Genomic DNA, 17,245 nt, shown 5'->3' on the forward strand with positions numbered 1-17,245 from the left:
AGGAGGCGTCATGCCGTACTACCGCGTGGTCGGTGAGGTGCCACGCAAGCGCCACGTGCAGTTCCGCGCGCCCGACGGCGGGCTGTACAAGGAGGAGCTCATGGGAGAGGAGGGCTTCTCCTCCGACTCCTCGCTGCTCTACCACCGTCACGCGCCGACCGCCATCGTCAAGGCCGAGGCCGTGGACGGGGGCGCGCCCGGCCTCACGCCCAACCTGCCGCTGTCCCCACGCCATTTCCGTACCCAGGACCTGACGCCCGACGGCGACCTGATCTCCGGGCGGATGCTGCTCGCGGGCAACTCCGACGTCCGCATCTCGTACGCCGCGACGCGGACGCCCAGCGAGCTGTACCGCGACTCGATGGGCGACGAGTGCGTCTACATCGCGCGCGGCAGGGCCCGGTTCGAGTCGGCGTACGGCACGCTCGACGTGGCCGAGGGCGACTACGTCGTCATCCCGACCGGGACGATCCACCGGTGGGTGCCCGAGGGCCCGGTGACCGCGCTGGTGATCGAGGCGGCCGGGCACATCAGGCCGCCGAAGCGCTATCTGTCCCAGTTCGGCCAGTTCCTGGAGCACGCGCCGTACTGCGAGCGCGACCTCCGCGCGCCGGCCGAGCCGCTGCTCGTGGACGGCGAGGAGGTCCCGGTCCTGGTCAGGACGCGGGGCGGGCTGACCAGGCTGACCTACGCCCACCATCCCTTCGACGTGGTGGGCTGGGACGGCTGCCTCTACCCGTACGCGTTCAACATCCAGGACTTCGAGCCGATCGTGAAGCGCACCCACGCGCCGCCGCCGGTCCACCAGACCTTCGAGGGGCCGGGCTTCGTCGTCTGCTCGTTCTGCCCCCGGCCGCTGGACTTCCACCCGGAGGCCGTGCCGATCCCGTACAACCACCACAACGTGGACTCCGACGAGTTCATGTTCTACGTGGGCGGCGACTACACGGCCAGGAAGGGGTCGGGCATCGACGTCGGCTCGATCTCGCTGCACCCGGCCGGCTTCACGCACGGCCCGCAGCCGGGCGCGGTGGAGGCCGCCGTCGAGGCCGTGCGCCAGGGGCACACCGAGACGACCGAGATGGCCGTCATGATCGACACGTTCCGCCCGCTCGACCTCGGCCAGGCCGCCCTCGCCTGCGAGGACACCGACTACGCGTGGACGTGGGCGAGATGAGCTTCGGGCTCGACAACCTGCCGTACGGCGTGTTCTCCCGGCCCGGCGAGCCCCGCAGGGTCGGCGTCCGGGTCGGGGACCAGGTCCTCGACCTGGCGGCCGCCCTCGGCGGGGACGTCTACTCCGCGCCCAGCCTCAACCCGCTGCTGGCCCTGGGCCGTGCGGCCTGGCAGGAGACGCGGGCGCGGGCACGCGAGGCGGCGGCCACGGGCGACCACCTGATCCCGCTGGCGGAGGTGACCCTGCACCTGCCGGTCGAGGTGGCCGACTACGTGGACTTCTACGCCTCGCTCGAGCACGCGTCGAACCTCGGGCGGATGTTCCGGCCGGACGACGAGCCGCTGAAGCAGAACTGGCGGCACCTGCCCGTCGGCTACCACGGGCGGGCGGGCACCGTCGTCGTCTCGGGGACGCCGATCAGGCGGCCGTGCGGGCAGCGGCCGTCGTTCGGCCCCTCACAGAAGCTCGACATCGAGGCGGAGGTCGGCTTCGTCGTCGGGGTGCCGACGCGGCTGGGCGAGCGCGCGGGCGCGTTCGAGGACCACGTCTTCGGGGTGACGCTCGTCAACGACTGGAGCGCCCGCGACATCCAGGCATGGGAGTACGTCCCGCTCGGGCCGTTCCTGGGCAAGTCGTTCGCCACCTCGATGTCCGCGTGGATCACGCCGCTCGACGCCCTGGAGGAGGCCAGGGTCGAGGGCCGGTCGCAGGATCCGGAGCCCCTGCCGTACCTCGCCAGGCAGGCGCCCTGGGGGCTCGACCTCACGCTGCACGTCGACCTGAACGGCGAGACGATCTCGACGCCGTCGTTCCGCGACATGTACTGGACGCCCGACCAGATGCTCGCCCACATGACCGTCAACGGCGCCCGCCTCCGCACGGGCGATCTGTTCGCGAGCGGCACGGTCTCGTCCCCCGGGCAGCCGGGCTCGCTCATCGAGCTGACCTGGAACGGCGCCGAGCCGGTCAAACTGCCCGGCGAGACCCGGACCTTCCTGGAGGACGGCGACACCGTCACGATCACGGCGTGGACCTCGCACGGGATCAGCCTCGGCGAGGTCTCGGGGAGGATCCTTCCGGCGACTTAGCGTGTTCCTGTCGTCACCCCTCGCTATCTTGGGTGCCCGTGAAGCCACGCACCCTGCCTCCCGCCGCCCGCGCCCTGCTCGCGGCGCTGCTCGTGGCCTGTCCCGCGCTTGTCGCGGGCTGCGCCGTACGCGTGCCGCCCGCGCCGCGCATCACGATCAGCCCGGCCTCCGGCGCCGTGGCGGTCCCGCCGGATGCCGGGCTGGTCGTCAGGGCGGAGGGCGGCACGCTGACCAGCGTGCTGGCGTTCGCGGGGCGCGACCCGGTGCCCGGCGCCTTCGACCCGGCCCGCACCGTGTGGCGGTCGTCGCGGACGCTGCGCCCCGGCACGCAGTATGTCGTCAACGCCGTCGCGACCGGACCCCAGAATGTCACCGCCCAGGTCGCGGGCCGGTTCCGCACGCTCACCCCGCGCCGTGAGGTCGCCGTCGCCTCGATCGTCCCGTACGACGGGGAGACCGTCGGGATCGGCATGCCGATCATCGTGACGTTCACCAGACCGGTCGAGGAGCGCGCGGCCGTCGAGCGGGCGCTGGTGGTCCGGGGCCCGGCCGAGGGCGCCTGGCACTGGGCGAGCTCCACCCAGGTCGTCTACCGGCCCCGGAAGTGGTGGCCGGCCGGCGGCGAAGTGCGCGTCACCGCCCATCTCGCCGGCGTCCGCGCCGCCCCCGGCACGTACGGCTCCGCCGACCGGAGCGTGGCCTTCACCGTGGGGCGGGCCATGGTCAGCACGGTCGACACCCGCACCCATCAGATGGTGGTGCGGCAGGACGGCAGGGTGGCCCAGCGCCTGCCGATCAGCGCCGGCATGGCGACCACCAGGGAGTACACGACCACGAGCGGGATCCACCTGACGATGGACAAGGGCAACCCCGTCCGCATGGTCTCGCCGGGCCGCCGCAAGGGCGACCCCGGCTACTACGACAAGCTCATCGACTACGCCGTGCGGATCTCCAACAGCGGCGAGTACGTCCACGCACTGGACAACGTGTGGGCGCAGGGCCGGGCCAACGTCAGCCACGGCTGCGTGAACGTCCGCCCCGACCAGGCGCGGTGGTTCTACGACCACGCGCTGCGCGGCGATCCCGTCGTCGTCACGGGCACCACACGCCACCTGGAGTGGAACAACGGCTGGGGCTACTGGCAGCTCTCCTGGCCCCGATGGCTCGCCGGCAGCGCCCTCCGGCACGACGCGGCCGAGACCCCTTCCGCCGTCTCTTGACAGAGGTGGCCGCGTCCAAGTCAGCGTCCTGCATTACGGTCGAGTCATGGCAGTAGCAATCGATTTGACCCTTTACTGCGACAACGCGCGGCTCCTCGCCGAGTTCTGGAAGACGGCGCTCGGCTACGTCGACGAGATCCCGGCAGCCCGGTACGCGACCAGTGAGGAGTCGTTCGCGCGGTTCGACCTGCCGGCCGGCGGCACCGAGGACGACGGCGCCTGCCTCTGCGACCCCGAGGGGGTCGGCCCCCGGCTCTCCATCCTCAGGGTCCCCGAGCGGAAGACGGCGGAAAACCGGCTCCACATCGACGTCCGCGTGCCGGGGGACGGCACGGCCGCCGACCGGTGGGAGCGGATCAGGGCGGAGGCCGCCCGGCTCGTGCGCGCCGGCGGCACGATCCTGGAGGCGTTCGACGACCACATCCTGATGGCCGACCCGGAGGGCAACGAGTTCCGCGTCACCGCGTCCCCCGCATGAAACCCTGCATGAAACCCTGTGTGAAACCCGGCGTGATACCGGGCTCTCTGGGAGACCGCGACCGTACGCGTTAGGTTTGAGGAGGAGGAACCCGAACCGAGCGGTGTTCGTTCATTGCTATGGAGGCGGGCAATGGACCCCTGGATCGTATGGCTCATCCTGGCGGCGGTGCTGGGTGCCGCGGAGATCTTCACGCTGACCGCGGCATTGGGCCTGCTGTCGGTCGCGGCCCTGCTCACGACCGTCGTCGCGGCCGTCGGGCTGCCGCCCGCGATCCAGCTCGCCGTGTTCGTCATCGCCTCCACCGCCGGCCTCGCCGGAGTGCGCCCGATCGCGCTCCGGCACATCAAGCAGCCGCCACCGAGGCGCTTCGGGGTGTCCGCGCTCGTCGGCAAGTCCGCGTACGTGACCAGGGAGGTCACCGGCAGGGACGGCCGGGTGCGGATCGGCGGCGAGGAGTGGTCGGCCCGTGCCTACGACGAGACGCTCGTGATCCCGCCGGGTGCCACGGTCGACGTCATAGAGATCGAGGGCGCCACCGCCCTCGTGTACCCCCGGGAGTGAGCAATGGACGCAGCAGTGATCGCCGGAATCGTCATCGCGTTCGTCGCGATCCTGACGGTGCTGCGGGCGGTCCGGATCGTGCCCCAGGCCAGAGCCGGCAACGTCGAGCGCCTGGGCAGGTACTACCGCACACTGGGCCCCGGCCTGAACTTCGTCATCCCCTTCATCGACCGGGTCCGCCCGCTGCTGGACCTGCGCGAGCAGGTGGTGTCGTTCAAGCCGCAGCCGGTCATCACCGAGGACAACCTCGTCGTGGACATCGACACGGTGCTGTATTTCCAGGTCACCGATCCCCGGGCGGCGGAGTACGAGATCGCCAACTTCATCCAGGGCGTCGAGCAGCTCACGGTGACGACGCTGCGCAACGTGGTCGGCGGCATGGACCTGGAGAAGACGCTCACCTCGCGTGACATGATCAACAGTCAGCTGCGCGGCGTGCTGGACGAGGCCACCGGCAAGTGGGGCATCCGGGTCAACCGGGTCGAGATCAAGGCGATCGACCCGCCGAAGACCATCAAGGACGCGATGGAGAAGCAGATGCGCGCCGAGCGGGACAAGCGCGCGGCGATCCTCACGGCCGAGGGCCAGCGGCAGTCGCAGATCCTCACGGCCGAGGGTGAGAAGCAGAGCGCGATCCTGCGCGCCGAGGGCGAGCGCACCTCGCAGATCCTCAAGGCCCAGGGGCAGTCGCAGGCGATCGACGAGGTGTTCCAGGCCGTGCACCGCAACGACCCCGACCCCAAGCTGCTCGCCTACCAGTACCTCCAGGTGCTGCCCCAGCTCGCCCAGGGCCAGGGCAACACGATGTGGGTGATCCCGAGCGAGGTCACCTCGGCGCTCAACACGCTGTCGAAGGCGTTCACCGAGTCGCTGCCCGCGAGCCGGGCCACCGTGACGGACGGCAGGGAGCACGAGCGGAGGACGGCGGGCAGCGAGGCCGTCGCGGAGGCCGAGCGCGCCGCCGCCGAGGCCAAGGCGGCGGCCGAGGACAGCGAGCTGGGACCGCGCCAGATCGAGGCCGGCCGCCCCGGCCTCGGCGCGAACGGCGTCCCCAACCCCGGCCCGGCCCACGCCGTGCGCCCGGACGAGCGGCCGTAGCCCGGCGTCAGACCATGGCCAGGTAGGCGGCGAGCTCGTCGGCCGAGGACGTGGAGATCCCCACGTATCCGTCCGGCCGGACGAGGGTGTGCCGCTCGCCGCCGTACGGCCCGGCCGGCGCGTACGCGCGCACCTCGGGACCGCCGGGGACGCGCGGAGCGGGGCCGGGGGACAGCAGGGTGAAGTGCGGGCCCCGCAGCAGGTCGAACATGCGGGCCCGCGTCCCGTCCGCCAGCGGGAGCGGGCCATCCGGCACCCGGTCGCCGCCGCGCCGGGCGAGCGAGCCGCCCCGGTAGCTCAGCGAGAGCTGGTAGGTCTCCTGTCCGCGTTTGTAGGACTTCTTGTCGGCGAGATCCGTGCTGAGGCCGAGCACCCGGGCGGCGACGGGCCTGCGCTCCTCCTCGTAGGTGTCCAGCAGCGCCTCCGGCGCCCCCGCGAGCACCCGGGCGAGCTTCCAGCCCAGGTTGTAGGCGTCCTGGACGCCGGTGTTGAGCCCCTGCCCGCCCGTCGGCGGGTGCACGTGGACGGCGTCCCCGGCCAGGAAGACCCGGCCGGACCGGTAGCGGTCGGCGAGGCGGATGTTCACCCGATAGAGGGAGGACCACAGCAGCTCGGTCAGGCGCACCCGGCGCAGCATGGACCTCTCGGCGAAGATCCGCTGATATCCGGACAACGTCTGCTCCGGCGTGACCCCCGGCTTCAGCGAGGCGAGCATCTGGAAGGTGTCGGTGCCGGCCATCGGGTAGAGCGCCACCATCCCCCTGCCCGGCCGCACCCAGACGTGGATGTGGTCCCGATCGAGCCCCTCGACCCGTACGTCGCCGAGGGCCATCCGCTCCTCCTCGCGGGTCTCGCCGGTGAAGCCGATGCCGAGGGCCTTGCGCACCGGGCTCCTGCCTCCGTCCGCCGCGACCAGGTAACGCGCCCGCAGGCTCTCTCCCGTGCCGAGCCTGGCGGTCACCCCGTCGGTGTCCTGCTCGAAGCCGGTCAGCGCGCTGCTCTGCTCCACCTTCCCGCCCAGCCCGGCCAGGCGCTCGCGCAGCGCCGCCTCGGTGCGCCACTGCGGGTGCATCAGCACCGTCGGGTACGGCACCGCGTCCGTGGCCGCGGCGGGCCTGTGCATGCGGGCCTGCCAGATCGGCACGGCGCCCATCCTGACCCGCAACGGCGGGTAGCGCGTCGCCGCCGCCAGGATCCGGCCGATTACCCCGAGGTCGTCGAAGACCTCCTGCGTGCGCGGTTGCAGGCCCTTGCCCTTGGAGCCGGCCGCGGGCTCGGGCGCCGCGTCGACGATGCGGAAGGCGACGCCCCGGCGGGCCAGGTCCACGGCGAGGGTGAGCCCGGTCGGACCGGCTCCGACGATCAGTACGTCCGTGTTCTCATGCATGTCCCGACCGTGACAGGCGGCTCTGCCAAACCCCTGTCAGGCGCCTGCCGCCCGATGCCGGGTCAGGACGCGGCGACGGCCACGCGGTCGGCGAAACGGGTGTAACGCGACAGCTCGTCGCGTGTCGGGGCGATGATCAGCTCTCCGGCGACCTGTTCGATGCCGGCGCGCAACGCCTTGGCGGCTCTGCGGGCCCTGCGCCGCCCTCCGGCCCAGGCGAACACCCGGCACAGTGCGGCGATCAGCACCCCGGCCAGCGCGCCGCCCAGCAGGAGCACGGTCGGCCACGGCGCCCGGCCGACCGTGGGGGTGGGAAGTCCGGGCAGCATGAGGTAGTCCAGCGCGAAGCGCACGAGCAGCCAGATCGCGCCCGCGGCCATCGCGGCGACGGTCAGCCACTGCGCGGTTCCCGCCACGCGCCACCACCGAGGGGCGCTGGAGACGCGGCCCGAGGTCGCCGCGGCGACCGTGCGGTCCAGGGCGTCCTTCAGCTCCTCCGACCGCGACCGCGCCGCGTGCCGTACGGCCGTCGCCCACGGCTCGGGCACCGAGGCCGAGGCGGCGGCACCGACGTCGCGCAGGGCGGTGTCCACGGCCGAGACCTCCACGACGGTGGCCGCGGGCAGCGAGGAACGGGCGCCCTTGGCCAGGTGGAGACGGCGCAGCGGATCGGGCCGCAGCCTGCGCAGCCAGCGCGTCACCGGCCAGCCCGTCGCGGCGATCGAGCGGTGCCGGTGCGACTTCGCGACCGCCTCGACCGCGGCAGGCACCCCCGCCGCCTGTGCCAGCGCCCGCGTCAGAGTCCTGTTCACGGCGACCTCCGGCACCGCGGCCTGTCCCGGCGCGGGCGGGGCGTCCGCCCAGAGCGCGGAGGCGGCCGAGGCCACGTCGGCGGCGAGCCGGGACGACCAGGCGCGGCGGAGGGAGACCTGACGGTCGAGCAGCGCCCGCAGTTCGGGGACGCCCTCGCCGGTGCGGGCGGAGACGCCGAGCACCGGAACCCCTTCGAGCCCGTCGGCCGCGAGCAGGCCGCGCAGGTCGTCGAGGCAGCGCTTGACGGACCGCTCCGGCAGCCGGTCCACCTGGTTGAGCACGACGACCATGACGTCCCGGTGCCGGGCGAGCGGGCCCAGGTAGCGCTCGTGCACGGCCGCGTCGGCGTACTTCTGCGGGTCGAGCACCCAGACCAGCAGGTCGACAGCGGCGACCAGGCGGTCGACCTCCCTGCGGTGGGACAGCTCGATGGAGTCGTGGTCGGGCAGGTCCAGCAGGATCAGCCCGGACGCGTCGCCCTCGACCTTGTGCCGCAACGGGACGTCGAGCCAGTCGAGCAGCGCTCCCGAGCCGTCCGGGCCCCACAGGGCCGCCTGCGCCTTGGCGGTCGTCGGCCGGGTCACCCCCACGGTCGCCAGCTCGGTCCCGGACAGGGCGTTGAACAGCGACGACTTGCCGCTCCCGGTCGCCCCGGCGAGGGCGACCGCGGTGTGCTCCAGCGACAGGCCGCGCCGCGCGCCGGCCCGGGCGACCACACCGCGGGAGTGGTCCACGGCCTCCTGACCGAGCCGGCCCTCCGCCAGGTCGGCGGCCTCCGCGAGCGCCTCCAGGCGGTCGTCCAGCGACACCTCCGCCTTCCTGCGCGGGAGCTTCAAAGGACGCCCCTCTCCTGTACGGCCTTGGCGGCCTCCCGCAGCCGGGTCGCCGTCTCCGGAGCCGGGCCCAGCCCCTCCACCAGAGAGGTGAAGCGGGTGCGTTCCTCGTCGAGCAGCGCGCGGACGCGCCGCCGCAGGTCCTCACGCGCCTCCTGGGTCAGGGTGCGTACGGCCTGGTCGCCGAAGACGGCTTCGAGCAGCTTCTGGCTGAGCACGCCGGTGCCGCCGGCGATGCCCAGCTCGATGCCGGTGATCCCGCCGGTCGTGGAGAACACCGCCAGCATGATCAGCACGCCGAGGCTGTTCACGCCGAACGACGCCGCCCGGGCGAGCGTGCGCCGGTCGGCGCCCTCGGAGCGGACGAGGTCGAGCACGTGACCCTGCCAGTCGCGTACGGCCACGCCGGCCCGGGCGGGCAGATCGGCGGACGCGCGGCCGAGCCGCCCGGAGACGGCGACGCCGGACTTCTCCAGCAGGTCGCGCCCGGCGGGCAGGGCCAGCCACGCCTCGACGGCCCGCTCCGCGGCGGCGTCGGCGGTGGCGCGGATCAGCGACTCCACCCCGCTCTCCAGCGCGACCCGCAGCTCCCTGTCGGGCGCCGGGCGGCCGCGGAAGGCGGCGGCGAGGCGGTCGCGCAGCCAGCCGATGCGGGACTCCAGGGCCCGCATGAGGTCGCCGGTGCCGACGAAGTCCTGCCAGCGGGCCAGCACCTCGCCGCGCAGCAGCCTGCCGTCGCGCATCCCCTCGTCGAACGCCGACATCGCCACGTCGTACGCCCTGCCCGCGATGTCGCGCAGCTCGGCGATCCCCGCCCGCTGGCGCTCCACCCGGTCGGCCAGGTCGGGCACCCGGGTGCCGAGGCTGTCCAGGGCGCCGGACAGGGTCCGCCGTACGACCTGGGCCCGCGCCTTGGCGTTCACGGACAGGTCGGCGAGCCAGGTCGCGATCGGCTGCACGACGTGGCCGGGCAGCCGGGCGCGCTCCGACGGCAGTTCCAGTTCGGGGACGGCGAACAGCGGTGTGCCGCCCAGGCCGTTCTCCCGCAGGAGCCGGGTCAGGTCGGCGGCCACGGGTTCGCGTGCCTCGGCCGGGACCCGCTGGAGGATCACCGCGAGTGCCGTGCTCCGCTCCCGGGCCAGGCGCAGGAAGCTCCACGGCACCTCGTCGGCGTACCGCGCGGCGGTCGTGACGAACAGCCACAGGTCGGCCGCGGCGAGCAGCTGCGCGGCCAGCTCGCGGTTGGCCGTGACGACCGAGTCGATGTCGGGGGCGTCGAGCAGCGCCAGCCCGGGGGGCAGGGCGTCCACGGGGGCGATCCGCAGGGTGCCGGGCTCGCCGCGCCCCCCGCCGGCCGGCCCGCCCGTCACCCTCGCGAGCCCGGGCAGGACCGTCGTGGAGGTGAACCAGGCGGCGTCGACGGGGTTGCACACCAGAGTCGGCGCGAGCGTGGTGGGCCGCAGCACCCCGGGCTCGGTCACGAGCATGCCGGCCAGCGAGTTGACCAGGGTGGACTTGCCCGCCCCGGTGGAACCGCCGACCACGGCGAGCAGCGGCGCGTCGATGGCCGACAGGCGGGGCAGCAGGTAGTCGTCGAGCTGCCCGAGCAGCTCCCTCAGGACGCGCCGGTCCGCCGCGGCGTCCCCGATCTCCAGGGGGAACAGGTCCTGATCGAGGTGACGCCGCAGGCTCTCCAGGGCGGCCCGCAGCCTGTCGTTCCCCGCCATACTTTCCGACCTTCCCTGTGGAAGGCCGCCGAATCCGCCGCCCCGGTCTGTCAGGCGGTGGGAGTGGGCGCGGGCAGCAACACCTTGCACTTGTCGTACGCCTTGGCCACCTTGGGGTCCGTCGTGGCGAGATCGCGCACACGCCCGTCCGCGGGCAGCTCGGCGCCGTTGTCCTTCATGCAGGTGCGGAACGCCTGCATGGCCTGCGGATCGGCGCCGCGCCGGCCGCCGAACCCGCCCCGGCCACCTTGCGGCATCAGGGCGCGGCACGCCTCGAACGCCTTGCTCATGGCGGGGTCCATCGACCGGAACCCGCCGAAGCCTCCACTCGGTCTGGCGGTCGGTCTACCCGTGGGCCTGCCGCCGGGCATCCCGGACGGACGCCCGGTCGGCAGCGTGACGCCGTTCTTGCGCAGGCATTCGGTGAACGCGGCCCGGGTGTCGGCGCTCGAACCACCGCCGGCGGCGGCCTGCGTGGTGGTCGTGGCGGCGGTGTCGTCGCCGCCGCCGCAGCCGGTCACCGTGACCGCCAGGGCCGCCGCGGCGACCGCGATGGACAGGTATCGCAAGGGGGATCACCCTAACCTTTCGTCGGGAGCCTCTTGTCGAGGAGCATCTTGTCGAGGGGCCTCTTGTCGAGGAGGGCACGCGGGGAGTCGGACGCGGAACACCGCGCCGCGGCCGGGCTCGCTGTCGGCCGTGATGGTGCCGCCGTGGGCCTGGACGAGGGCGGCGGCGATGGACAGTCCGAGCCCCGTGCCGCCGGAGTCCGACCGGCTGCGCGAGGGATCGGCGCGGTAGAACCTCTCGAAGACGCGCTCGGCGTCGCCGGGGGCCAGGCCGGGCCCGTCGTCGGCCACCTCGATCAGGGCCTGCGATCCGGACACGATCCCCACGCCGACGCGGAATGCGGTGCCCGCGGGGGTGTGCCGCAGGGCGTTGCTGACGAGGTTGCCGACGACCTGGCGCAGCCGCGCCTCGTCGCCGAGCACCCGCACCGGCTCGTCCGAGTCGTCCAGCCGCAGCAGGTCGATCTCCCGGTCGGGCGCGAGGGTCTGCGCGTCGAGCACCGCCCCGGCCGCGAGGCTGAGCACGTCGACCGGGCGGCGTTCGAGGGGGCGCTGCTGGTCCAGCCGGGCGAGCAGCAGCAGGTCGTCCACCAGCAGGCCCATCCGCACGGCCTGGTCCTCGATGCGGCGCAGCAGCAGGACGGGGTCCTGCGAACTCTGCTGGCGGTACAGCTCGGCGAAGCCGCGGATCGAGGTGAGCGGGGTGCGCAGCTCGTGGGAGGCGTCGGCCATGAACCGGCGCATCCGCTCCTGCGACGCCTCCCGTTCCCGGAACGCCGTCTCGATCTGCGTGAGCATGCCGTTGATTGACCGGCCGAGACGGCCCATCTCCGTGCGCCGGTGCCGGAGCGGGACGCGCCGCGACAGGTCTCCGGCCGCGATCGCCTCCGCCGTCCGTTCGATCTCCCCCAGCGGGCGCAGGCTGCGCCGTACGAGCCAGTAGCAGGCGATCCCGAGCGCGACGAGCACCGCGAGGCCGACCCCCAGGACGATCACCACCAGCCGGGAGACCGTGCCGTCGATGTCGGCGAGGCTGATGGCCGCGACGCGGAAGCGGGTGCCGTCCTCCTCGCGTACGGCGATCGCCCGCCACAGCGCTCCCGAGGGGCCCTCGACCGTGAACAGCCACTGCCTGCGGTCCTGCCTGGGCCTGGGCAACGCGGGCAGCGGATCGGCGTTCGGCGGCTCCTGGACGGTGCGGACGACGCCGCCGTTCCGGTCGAGCAGGACGATGTAGAACGAGCCGAACTGCCGCGGCGGCCGGGACACGTTGCCCGAGGCCTGGAACGGAGGCGGCGGTTCCGCCGGGCGCCGGCCGACGGCCGTCAGTTGCCCGTCGACCCGGTCCACCAAATAGCCCCGCAGGAGCTGTACGGCGAAGCCGCCGGTCAGCGCGATCGCGAGCGCCACGAGCAGCAGCGTCCCCGCCACGAGCCGCAGCCAGAGCGGGGTCCTCGCGGCCCGCCGCCGCAGCTCGCGGATGCTCAGCAGGCGCAGCGCACCGAGCGCGCGCGACAGCCGGGGCCACCGGCGGGTGCGGGTGGGCTCACCGGCCTTCGCACCGGCGTCGCGGGCCGGCCCGCCGGCGTGGAGCAGGTCACCGACGCGGCGCACGGAGGACATAGCCCACGCCGCGGAGCGTGTGGATCAGCTTCGGCTCCGCGGTGTCGATCTTGCGCCGGAGATAGGAGACGTACGACTCGACCACGTTGTGGTCGCCGCCGAAGTCGTAGTGCCAGACGTGGTCGAGGATCTGCGCCTTCGACACCACCCGGCCCTGGTTGACCATGAAGTAGTGCAGCAGCTTGAACTCGGTGGGCGACAGCCGTACGGGGACGCCGTCCCGCCAGACCTGGCGGGAGTCCTCGTCGAGCTCCAGGTCGGCGACGTGCAGCCGGGCGGGGACGGCGTCGCCGCCGCGCGTGCGCCGCAGCACGGCCCGGATGCGCGCGAGCACCTCCTCGAGGCTGAACGGCTTGGTGACGTAGTCGTCGCCCCGGCCGAGCCCGGCGATCTTGTCCTCGTTCGCGTCCCTGGCGGTGAGGAACAGCACAGGGACCCGCCGCCCGGAGGCATGGAGCCGGTTGGAGACGGCGAAGCCGTCCAGATCCGGCAGCATGACGTCGAGCACGATCAGATCGGGACGCATCTTGCCGGCGATCTGGACCGCCTCGCGGCCGGAGGACGCGGTGATCACCTCGAACCCGGCATACCGAAGGCTCGCCGACAGCAACTCCCTGATGTCGGGCTCGTCGTCGACGACCAGCAGACGGCCTTCCCTGATCACGATCCCGCCCTCCGGCCCATGGCCGAGCCCTCGGTGACGGATGTCGCCGCCACCTGGCCCTGGGCGTCGGCGGTCCCGGCGACGGTGACGAAGCTGCCCGGCTTGAGGTCGGAGACCTTCCCCGACCGGGTGACCTGCACCTTGGTGTCGCCCGAGGTCGTCACCGTGACCACGCCGCCGTTCACGGTCTGGACGTAGATCTTGTCGCCGTCGACCAGCTTGACCGTGCCGAAGGTCATGCCGCCGGGCCCTGCTCCTGCCCCCGCGCCCGCTCCTCCTCCTCTTGCCGCACCGCCGCCCGCGCCCGCGAAGCCGCCGCCCCCGCCCGCGCCTCGGGCGTACCCGCCACCCGGTCCGCCACCCCCCGGGGCCTGACCGGCGTACGCACCGGCACCCGCCGCGCGGGACGGGAACCGGCCCGGCGCGGAGCCGCCCAGGAGCTTCTGCACCTGGATGCCGAGGAGCAGCCCGGCCACGAGCAGGACGCCTCCGGCCAGGGCGAGCGTCAGCTTCGACCCGCCCGCCCGAGCGGGACGCGCCGCCAGCACCTCCTGGAGGTCGTCGTCGAACGGCGAGGTCTCCAGAAGCTCCTCGGTGTCGTGCCTGCTCACATCCATCTCCCTTCGATGGGGTCCGCCTCGATGGGTCCGGCCGTCATTCGAAGCGGAGGGCTTCGATCGGCCGCAGCCCGGCGGCGCGGTTGGCGGGGTAGCTGCCGAAGAACAGGCCGATCGCGACCGAGACGCCGAGCGCCAGCGCGATCGACGTGGGGACGATCACCGGCCGCACGCCCGCGATCGTGAACTGGGCGCCGATCACGGCGATCAGCACGCCCAGCAGGCCGCCGACGAGGCTGAGCATCGTCGCCTCGGCGAGGAACTGGCCGAGGATCGCGCCCTTGGGCGCGCCGATCGCCTTGCGGATGCCGATCTCCCTGGTCCGCTCGGTGACCGTGACGAGCATGATGTTGGTGATGCCGATGCCGCCGACGAGCAGGCTGATCGCGGCCACCGCGCCGAGCAGGACCGTGAACGTCCCGGTCGCCGCGCTGACCGTCTCCTGCAGGGTCGCCTGGTTGAGGATGCGATAGTCGGCGCTCGCCGAGTCGGTGATGCCGTGCCGCTGGTTGAGCACCTCGGTGACCTCGGTCTGCGCGGCGTCCACCGCCTCGGCGCTCTTGGCCTGGACGAGGATCTGCCCCAGCGGCCCGAAACCGGTCAGGCTCTGCTGCACGGCGGGCAGCGGGGCGATCGCCACGTCGTCGGCGTCCTGGAACCCGGACGAGCCGGCCTCCTTGAGCACCCCCACGACGGTGAACGGCACGCCCGACACGGTGATCTGCTTGCCGAGGGGATCGACCGTGCCGAACAGGTTCTCGGCCACAGTCTGCCCGATCACCACGACCTTGCGCGCGGCGAGCACGTCGTCGTTGTAGAAGTAGGCGCCCTTGACCACCGGCTTGTTGGACGCCTCGAAGTAGCTCGGGTAGGTGCCCACGAGCTGGCTGATCGAGTGACTCGCCCCTTCGTACGTCGCGGTCTGGGACTGGGCCGTCACGACCGGCGAGACGCTCTTGACCGAGGGGGCGCTGGCCGGGTCGGCCAGCGCCCGCGCGTCGTCGACGGTCAGGTCCTTGGCCTGGGTGCGCGGCCCGCTGTTCTGCCGCCCGGCCTGGCCACCGCCTCCCCCACCGCCGAAACCACGGGCGAAGCCGCCGCCGGGGCCGCCCCCGCCGCCCGAGGTGGACGGCGTGACGGTCAGCGAGTTGGCGCCGAGCCGCTGGATGTTCTGCTGGATCTGCTGGGAGGATCCCTCGCCGATCGCGACCAGCAGGATCACCGCGGCGACGCCGATCAGGATGCCGAGCATGGTGAGCGCGCTGCGCATCTTGTTGGCGGCCAGGCCGCGCAGGGCGAAACGCAGGACCTCCGCGGCGTTCACGAGGCCACCTCCGCGAGCCGCGGGGGCAGCCCGCCGACCGGCGTGGTGCGCACGTCCTCCACGATCTGGCCGTCCATGAGGCGGACGACCCGTTTGGCGTGCGCGGCGACCTCCTCCTCGTGCGTGATGACGACCAGGGTCCGGCCGCTCGCGCTGAGGCGGTCGAAGATGTTCATGACGTCCTCGCTGGACTTGCTGTCGAGAGCGCCCGTGGGCTCGTCGGCCAGCAGCAGGGTCGGCGCGGTGACGAGCGCGCGGGCCACCGCCACCCGCTGCTGCTGGCCGCCGGACAGCTCGTTGGGCTGGTGGTGGACGCGGTCGGCGAGCCCGACCCGGTCGAGCGCGGCCAGCGCCCTGCGGCGCCGCTCCGCGGCCTTGACCCCGCCGTACGCCAGGGGAAGCTCGACGTTGGCGAGCGCGCTCATCCTGGGGATGAGGTTGAAGGACTGGAAGACGAAGCCGAGCTTGCGGTTGCGGACGACCGCGAGCCGCCGTTCGTCGAGCCCGCCGACGTCGGTGCCGTCGAGGCGGTAGGTCCCCCCGGACGGGACGTCGAGGCAGCCGATGATGTTCATCAGGGTGGACTTGCCGGAGCCGGAGGCGCCCATGATCGCCACGTAGTCGCCGCGCTCCACCCTGAGCGACACGCCGCGCAGCGCGCGCACCGTGGTCTCGCCCTCGCCGTACACCTTGGTGACGTGGCCGAGATCGAGCACAGGAGGGTCGATCGCAGGGGGGCCGAGCACCGGCGGCGGGCCGGCCCTCATCGGTTGCCTCCGCCGCCACCGCCGCCGAAGCCGCGGCCGAACCCGCCTCCGCCGCCGGGGAACTGGATGCCGCCGCCTCCGCCGGTCGTCGATACCTGGGGCCGCACCACCTGGTCGCCCTCCTGGAGTCCCGACTTGATCTCGGTGGTGGTGTCGCCCTTCAGGCCGACCTCCACCCGCTTCACGACCTGCCCGCCGTTCTCCAGCACCGTCACCGTGGTCTGGCCGCCCGCCGTGGTGACCGCCGAGGACGCCACCGTGAGCACGTCGTCGGCCTTGCCCACGGTCACCTGGACCGTGGCCGTCTGGCCGAGCCGTACGGTGGACGGCACGTCCGTCAGCGAGATCGTCACGGCGTACTGGACGACGTTGTTGTTCGTCTGCGGCTGCGGGTCGACCACCGTCACCTTGCCGGCGGCGGTGACCCCGGTGAGTGCGTCGAAGGACACGGTCGCCGCCTGGCCGACCTTGATCCTGCTGACGTCGGCCTCGGTGAAGTTCCCCACGATCCGCAGGTGGGCGGGGTCCGCGATCTCGATGAAGCCGCTGGACCCGCCGGTGCCGCTCGACCCCGCGGACCCGCTCTGCGACTGCGCCTGGCCGCCCTGGGAGGACCCGCCGGAACCGCCGGATCCGCCGGACGCGCCCGAGGAGCCGCCCACGGCGCCGTTGACCGCCGTGACGACCCCGGCGAAGGGCGCCTTGATCACCGTGCCGGCCAGCGCCCGCTTGGCCGACCGGTAGGCGTTCCTCGCACTTATGTACTGCGAGTAGCCCGAGGCGGTCGAGGTGTCGGCCTCCTCGGCGGCGTCCAGGCTCGCCTGGGCCGCCTCCAGGCTCTCCCGGGCGGCCGTGTCGTCGATGCGCGCGAGCACCTGTCCCTTCTTGACCTTGTCGCCGCTCTCGACCAGGACGGACTCGACGGTGCCGTTCGCAGCGAAATCGAGGGCGCGCGTCCTGGCGCTCTCGACGGAACCGGAGGCCGATACCGAGGCGAGCACGGTCCCGCGGGTCACCCGGGTCGTCAGCGGCGCGGTGCCGTCTCCGGAGGAGTCGCCTCCCACAGACGCCCAGGCCGCCGCGATCCCGCCGAGCAGCAGTACCACCAGGACACCGTTGATGATCAGCGTCCTGCGCTTCGTCGACAGCTTCACGACGTCGAACCATGGCAAACCCCGCTTCGGGCAACCTAGGCCGATGCTGAGGATTTGCTGACAGTCCGCATCAGGACGCGCATCCACAGACAACTCTCAGGTACGGCCAAGCCACCGGTCACGTGGCGTCAGCAGGATGTCC

General features: G+C 73.0%; 16 protein-coding genes. 6 read left to right on the forward strand and 10 right to left on the reverse strand.

Annotation, left to right across the window (positions count from 1 at the left end; translation table 11 throughout):
- Positions 1 to 10 precede the first annotated feature (10 nt).
- The 6 genes from QSK36_RS36475 to QSK36_RS36500 all read left to right on the forward strand — a co-directional run bounded on the left by QSK36_RS36475 (position 11) and on the right by QSK36_RS36500 (position 5,625).
- Positions 11 to 1,177, forward strand: coding sequence for a homogentisate 1,2-dioxygenase (locus tag QSK36_RS36475; protein ID WP_285785539.1), 1,167 nt, complete (start codon positions 11 to 13; stop codon positions 1,175 to 1,177).
- Entirely contained in the window at positions 1,174 to 2,265 is a 1,092-nt protein-coding gene (gene fahA / locus QSK36_RS36480; protein ID WP_285785586.1) for a fumarylacetoacetase, read from the forward strand. Before QSK36_RS36475 ends, fahA begins: the two co-directional genes overlap by 4 nt.
- A gap of 38 nt (positions 2,266 to 2,303) precedes the next feature.
- The gene (locus tag QSK36_RS36485) at positions 2,304 to 3,485 is read left to right on the forward strand and encodes a L,D-transpeptidase (protein WP_285785540.1); all 1,182 of its coding nucleotides are present in this window, start codon (positions 2,304 to 2,306) and stop codon (positions 3,483 to 3,485) included.
- A gap of 46 nt (positions 3,486 to 3,531) precedes the next feature.
- The gene (locus QSK36_RS36490; RefSeq protein WP_285785541.1) at positions 3,532 to 3,963 is read left to right on the forward strand and encodes a VOC family protein; all 432 of its coding nucleotides are present in this window, start codon (positions 3,532 to 3,534) and stop codon (positions 3,961 to 3,963) included.
- A 132-nt stretch (positions 3,964 to 4,095) separates the two neighbouring features.
- Complete coding sequence (locus tag QSK36_RS36495; RefSeq protein ID WP_183542950.1) at positions 4,096 to 4,527, forward strand: NfeD family protein; 432 nt, start codon at positions 4,096 to 4,098, stop codon at positions 4,525 to 4,527.
- A 3-nt stretch (positions 4,528 to 4,530) separates the two neighbouring features.
- Positions 4,531 to 5,625: an SPFH domain-containing protein gene (locus QSK36_RS36500; protein WP_285785542.1), complete on the forward strand. Its 1,095-nt coding sequence runs from the start codon at positions 4,531 to 4,533 to the stop codon at positions 5,623 to 5,625.
- A gap of 7 nt (positions 5,626 to 5,632) precedes the next feature.
- Here QSK36_RS36500 and QSK36_RS36505 read toward each other — a convergent pair whose 3' ends face one another.
- The 10 genes from QSK36_RS36505 to QSK36_RS36550 all read right to left on the reverse strand — a co-directional run bounded on the left by QSK36_RS36505 (position 5,633) and on the right by QSK36_RS36550 (position 17,103).
- A complete protein-coding gene (locus tag QSK36_RS36505; protein WP_285785543.1) occupies positions 5,633 to 7,012 on the reverse strand; it encodes an FAD-dependent monooxygenase in 1,380 nt (459 codons plus the stop codon).
- A gap of 62 nt (positions 7,013 to 7,074) precedes the next feature.
- Positions 7,075 to 8,661, reverse strand: a complete 1,587-nt coding sequence (locus QSK36_RS36510; RefSeq protein WP_183542960.1) for a YfjP family GTPase — start codon at positions 8,659 to 8,661, stop codon at positions 7,075 to 7,077.
- On the reverse strand, positions 8,658 to 10,385 hold the full coding sequence (locus QSK36_RS36515) for a GTPase family protein (RefSeq protein ID WP_183542962.1): 1,728 nt from the start codon (positions 10,383 to 10,385) through the stop codon (positions 8,658 to 8,660). Before QSK36_RS36515 ends, QSK36_RS36510 begins: the two co-directional genes overlap by 4 nt.
- A gap of 50 nt (positions 10,386 to 10,435) precedes the next feature.
- Positions 10,436 to 10,954, reverse strand: coding sequence for a hypothetical protein (locus QSK36_RS36520; protein WP_285785544.1), 519 nt, complete (start codon positions 10,952 to 10,954; stop codon positions 10,436 to 10,438).
- Positions 10,955 to 10,960: 6 nt separating this feature from the next.
- The gene (locus tag QSK36_RS36525; protein ID WP_285785545.1) at positions 10,961 to 12,577 is read right to left on the reverse strand and encodes a sensor histidine kinase; all 1,617 of its coding nucleotides are present in this window, start codon (positions 12,575 to 12,577) and stop codon (positions 10,961 to 10,963) included.
- Complete coding sequence (locus QSK36_RS36530; protein WP_502883414.1) at positions 12,552 to 13,238, reverse strand: response regulator transcription factor; 687 nt, start codon at positions 13,236 to 13,238, stop codon at positions 12,552 to 12,554. The genes QSK36_RS36525 and QSK36_RS36530 overlap by 26 nt, the downstream gene beginning before the upstream one ends.
- Positions 13,238 to 13,852, reverse strand: coding sequence for a hypothetical protein (locus tag QSK36_RS36535; protein ID WP_285785546.1), 615 nt, complete (start codon positions 13,850 to 13,852; stop codon positions 13,238 to 13,240). Before QSK36_RS36535 ends, QSK36_RS36530 begins: the two co-directional genes overlap by 1 nt.
- 43 nt (positions 13,853 to 13,895) lie before the next feature.
- Complete coding sequence (locus tag QSK36_RS36540) at positions 13,896 to 15,182, reverse strand: ABC transporter permease (RefSeq protein WP_285785547.1); 1,287 nt, start codon at positions 15,180 to 15,182, stop codon at positions 13,896 to 13,898.
- Complete coding sequence (locus QSK36_RS36545) at positions 15,179 to 15,949, reverse strand: ABC transporter ATP-binding protein (protein ID WP_285785548.1); 771 nt, start codon at positions 15,947 to 15,949, stop codon at positions 15,179 to 15,181. The genes QSK36_RS36540 and QSK36_RS36545 overlap by 4 nt, the downstream gene beginning before the upstream one ends.
- Positions 15,946 to 17,103, reverse strand: a complete 1,158-nt coding sequence (locus tag QSK36_RS36550) for an efflux RND transporter periplasmic adaptor subunit (protein ID WP_285785549.1) — start codon at positions 17,101 to 17,103, stop codon at positions 15,946 to 15,948. The genes QSK36_RS36545 and QSK36_RS36550 overlap by 4 nt, the downstream gene beginning before the upstream one ends.
- Positions 17,104 to 17,245 lie beyond the last annotated feature (142 nt).

The organism is Microbispora sp. NBRC 16548 (assembly GCF_030268985.1).
GTDB classification, from domain to species: Bacteria; Actinomycetota; Actinomycetes; order Streptosporangiales; family Streptosporangiaceae; genus Microbispora; species Microbispora catharanthi.

Excerpts from the sequence above, each read along its gene's own strand:
- QSK36_RS36475 (WP_285785539.1), top strand. The coding sequence starts at position 11 with ATGCCGTACTACCGCGTGGTCGGTGAGGTGCCACGCAAGCGCCACGTG.
- fahA (WP_285785586.1), top strand. The coding sequence starts at position 1,174 with ATGAGCTTCGGGCTCGACAACCTGCCGTACGGCGTGTTCTCCCGGCCC.
- QSK36_RS36490 (WP_285785541.1), top strand. The coding sequence starts at position 3,532 with ATGGCAGTAGCAATCGATTTGACCCTTTACTGCGACAACGCGCGGCTC.
- QSK36_RS36495 (WP_183542950.1), top strand. The coding sequence starts at position 4,096 with ATGGACCCCTGGATCGTATGGCTCATCCTGGCGGCGGTGCTGGGTGCC.
- QSK36_RS36500 (WP_285785542.1), top strand. The coding sequence starts at position 4,531 with ATGGACGCAGCAGTGATCGCCGGAATCGTCATCGCGTTCGTCGCGATC.
- QSK36_RS36505 (WP_285785543.1), bottom strand. The coding sequence starts at position 7,012 with ATGCATGAGAACACGGACGTACTGATCGTCGGAGCCGGTCCGACCGGG.
- QSK36_RS36515 (WP_183542962.1), bottom strand. The coding sequence starts at position 10,385 with ATGGCGGGGAACGACAGGCTGCGGGCCGCCCTGGAGAGCCTGCGGCGT.
- QSK36_RS36525 (WP_285785545.1), bottom strand. The coding sequence starts at position 12,577 with ATGTCCTCCGTGCGCCGCGTCGGTGACCTGCTCCACGCCGGCGGGCCG.
- QSK36_RS36545 (WP_285785548.1), bottom strand. The coding sequence starts at position 15,949 with ATGAGGGCCGGCCCGCCGCCGGTGCTCGGCCCCCCTGCGATCGACCCT.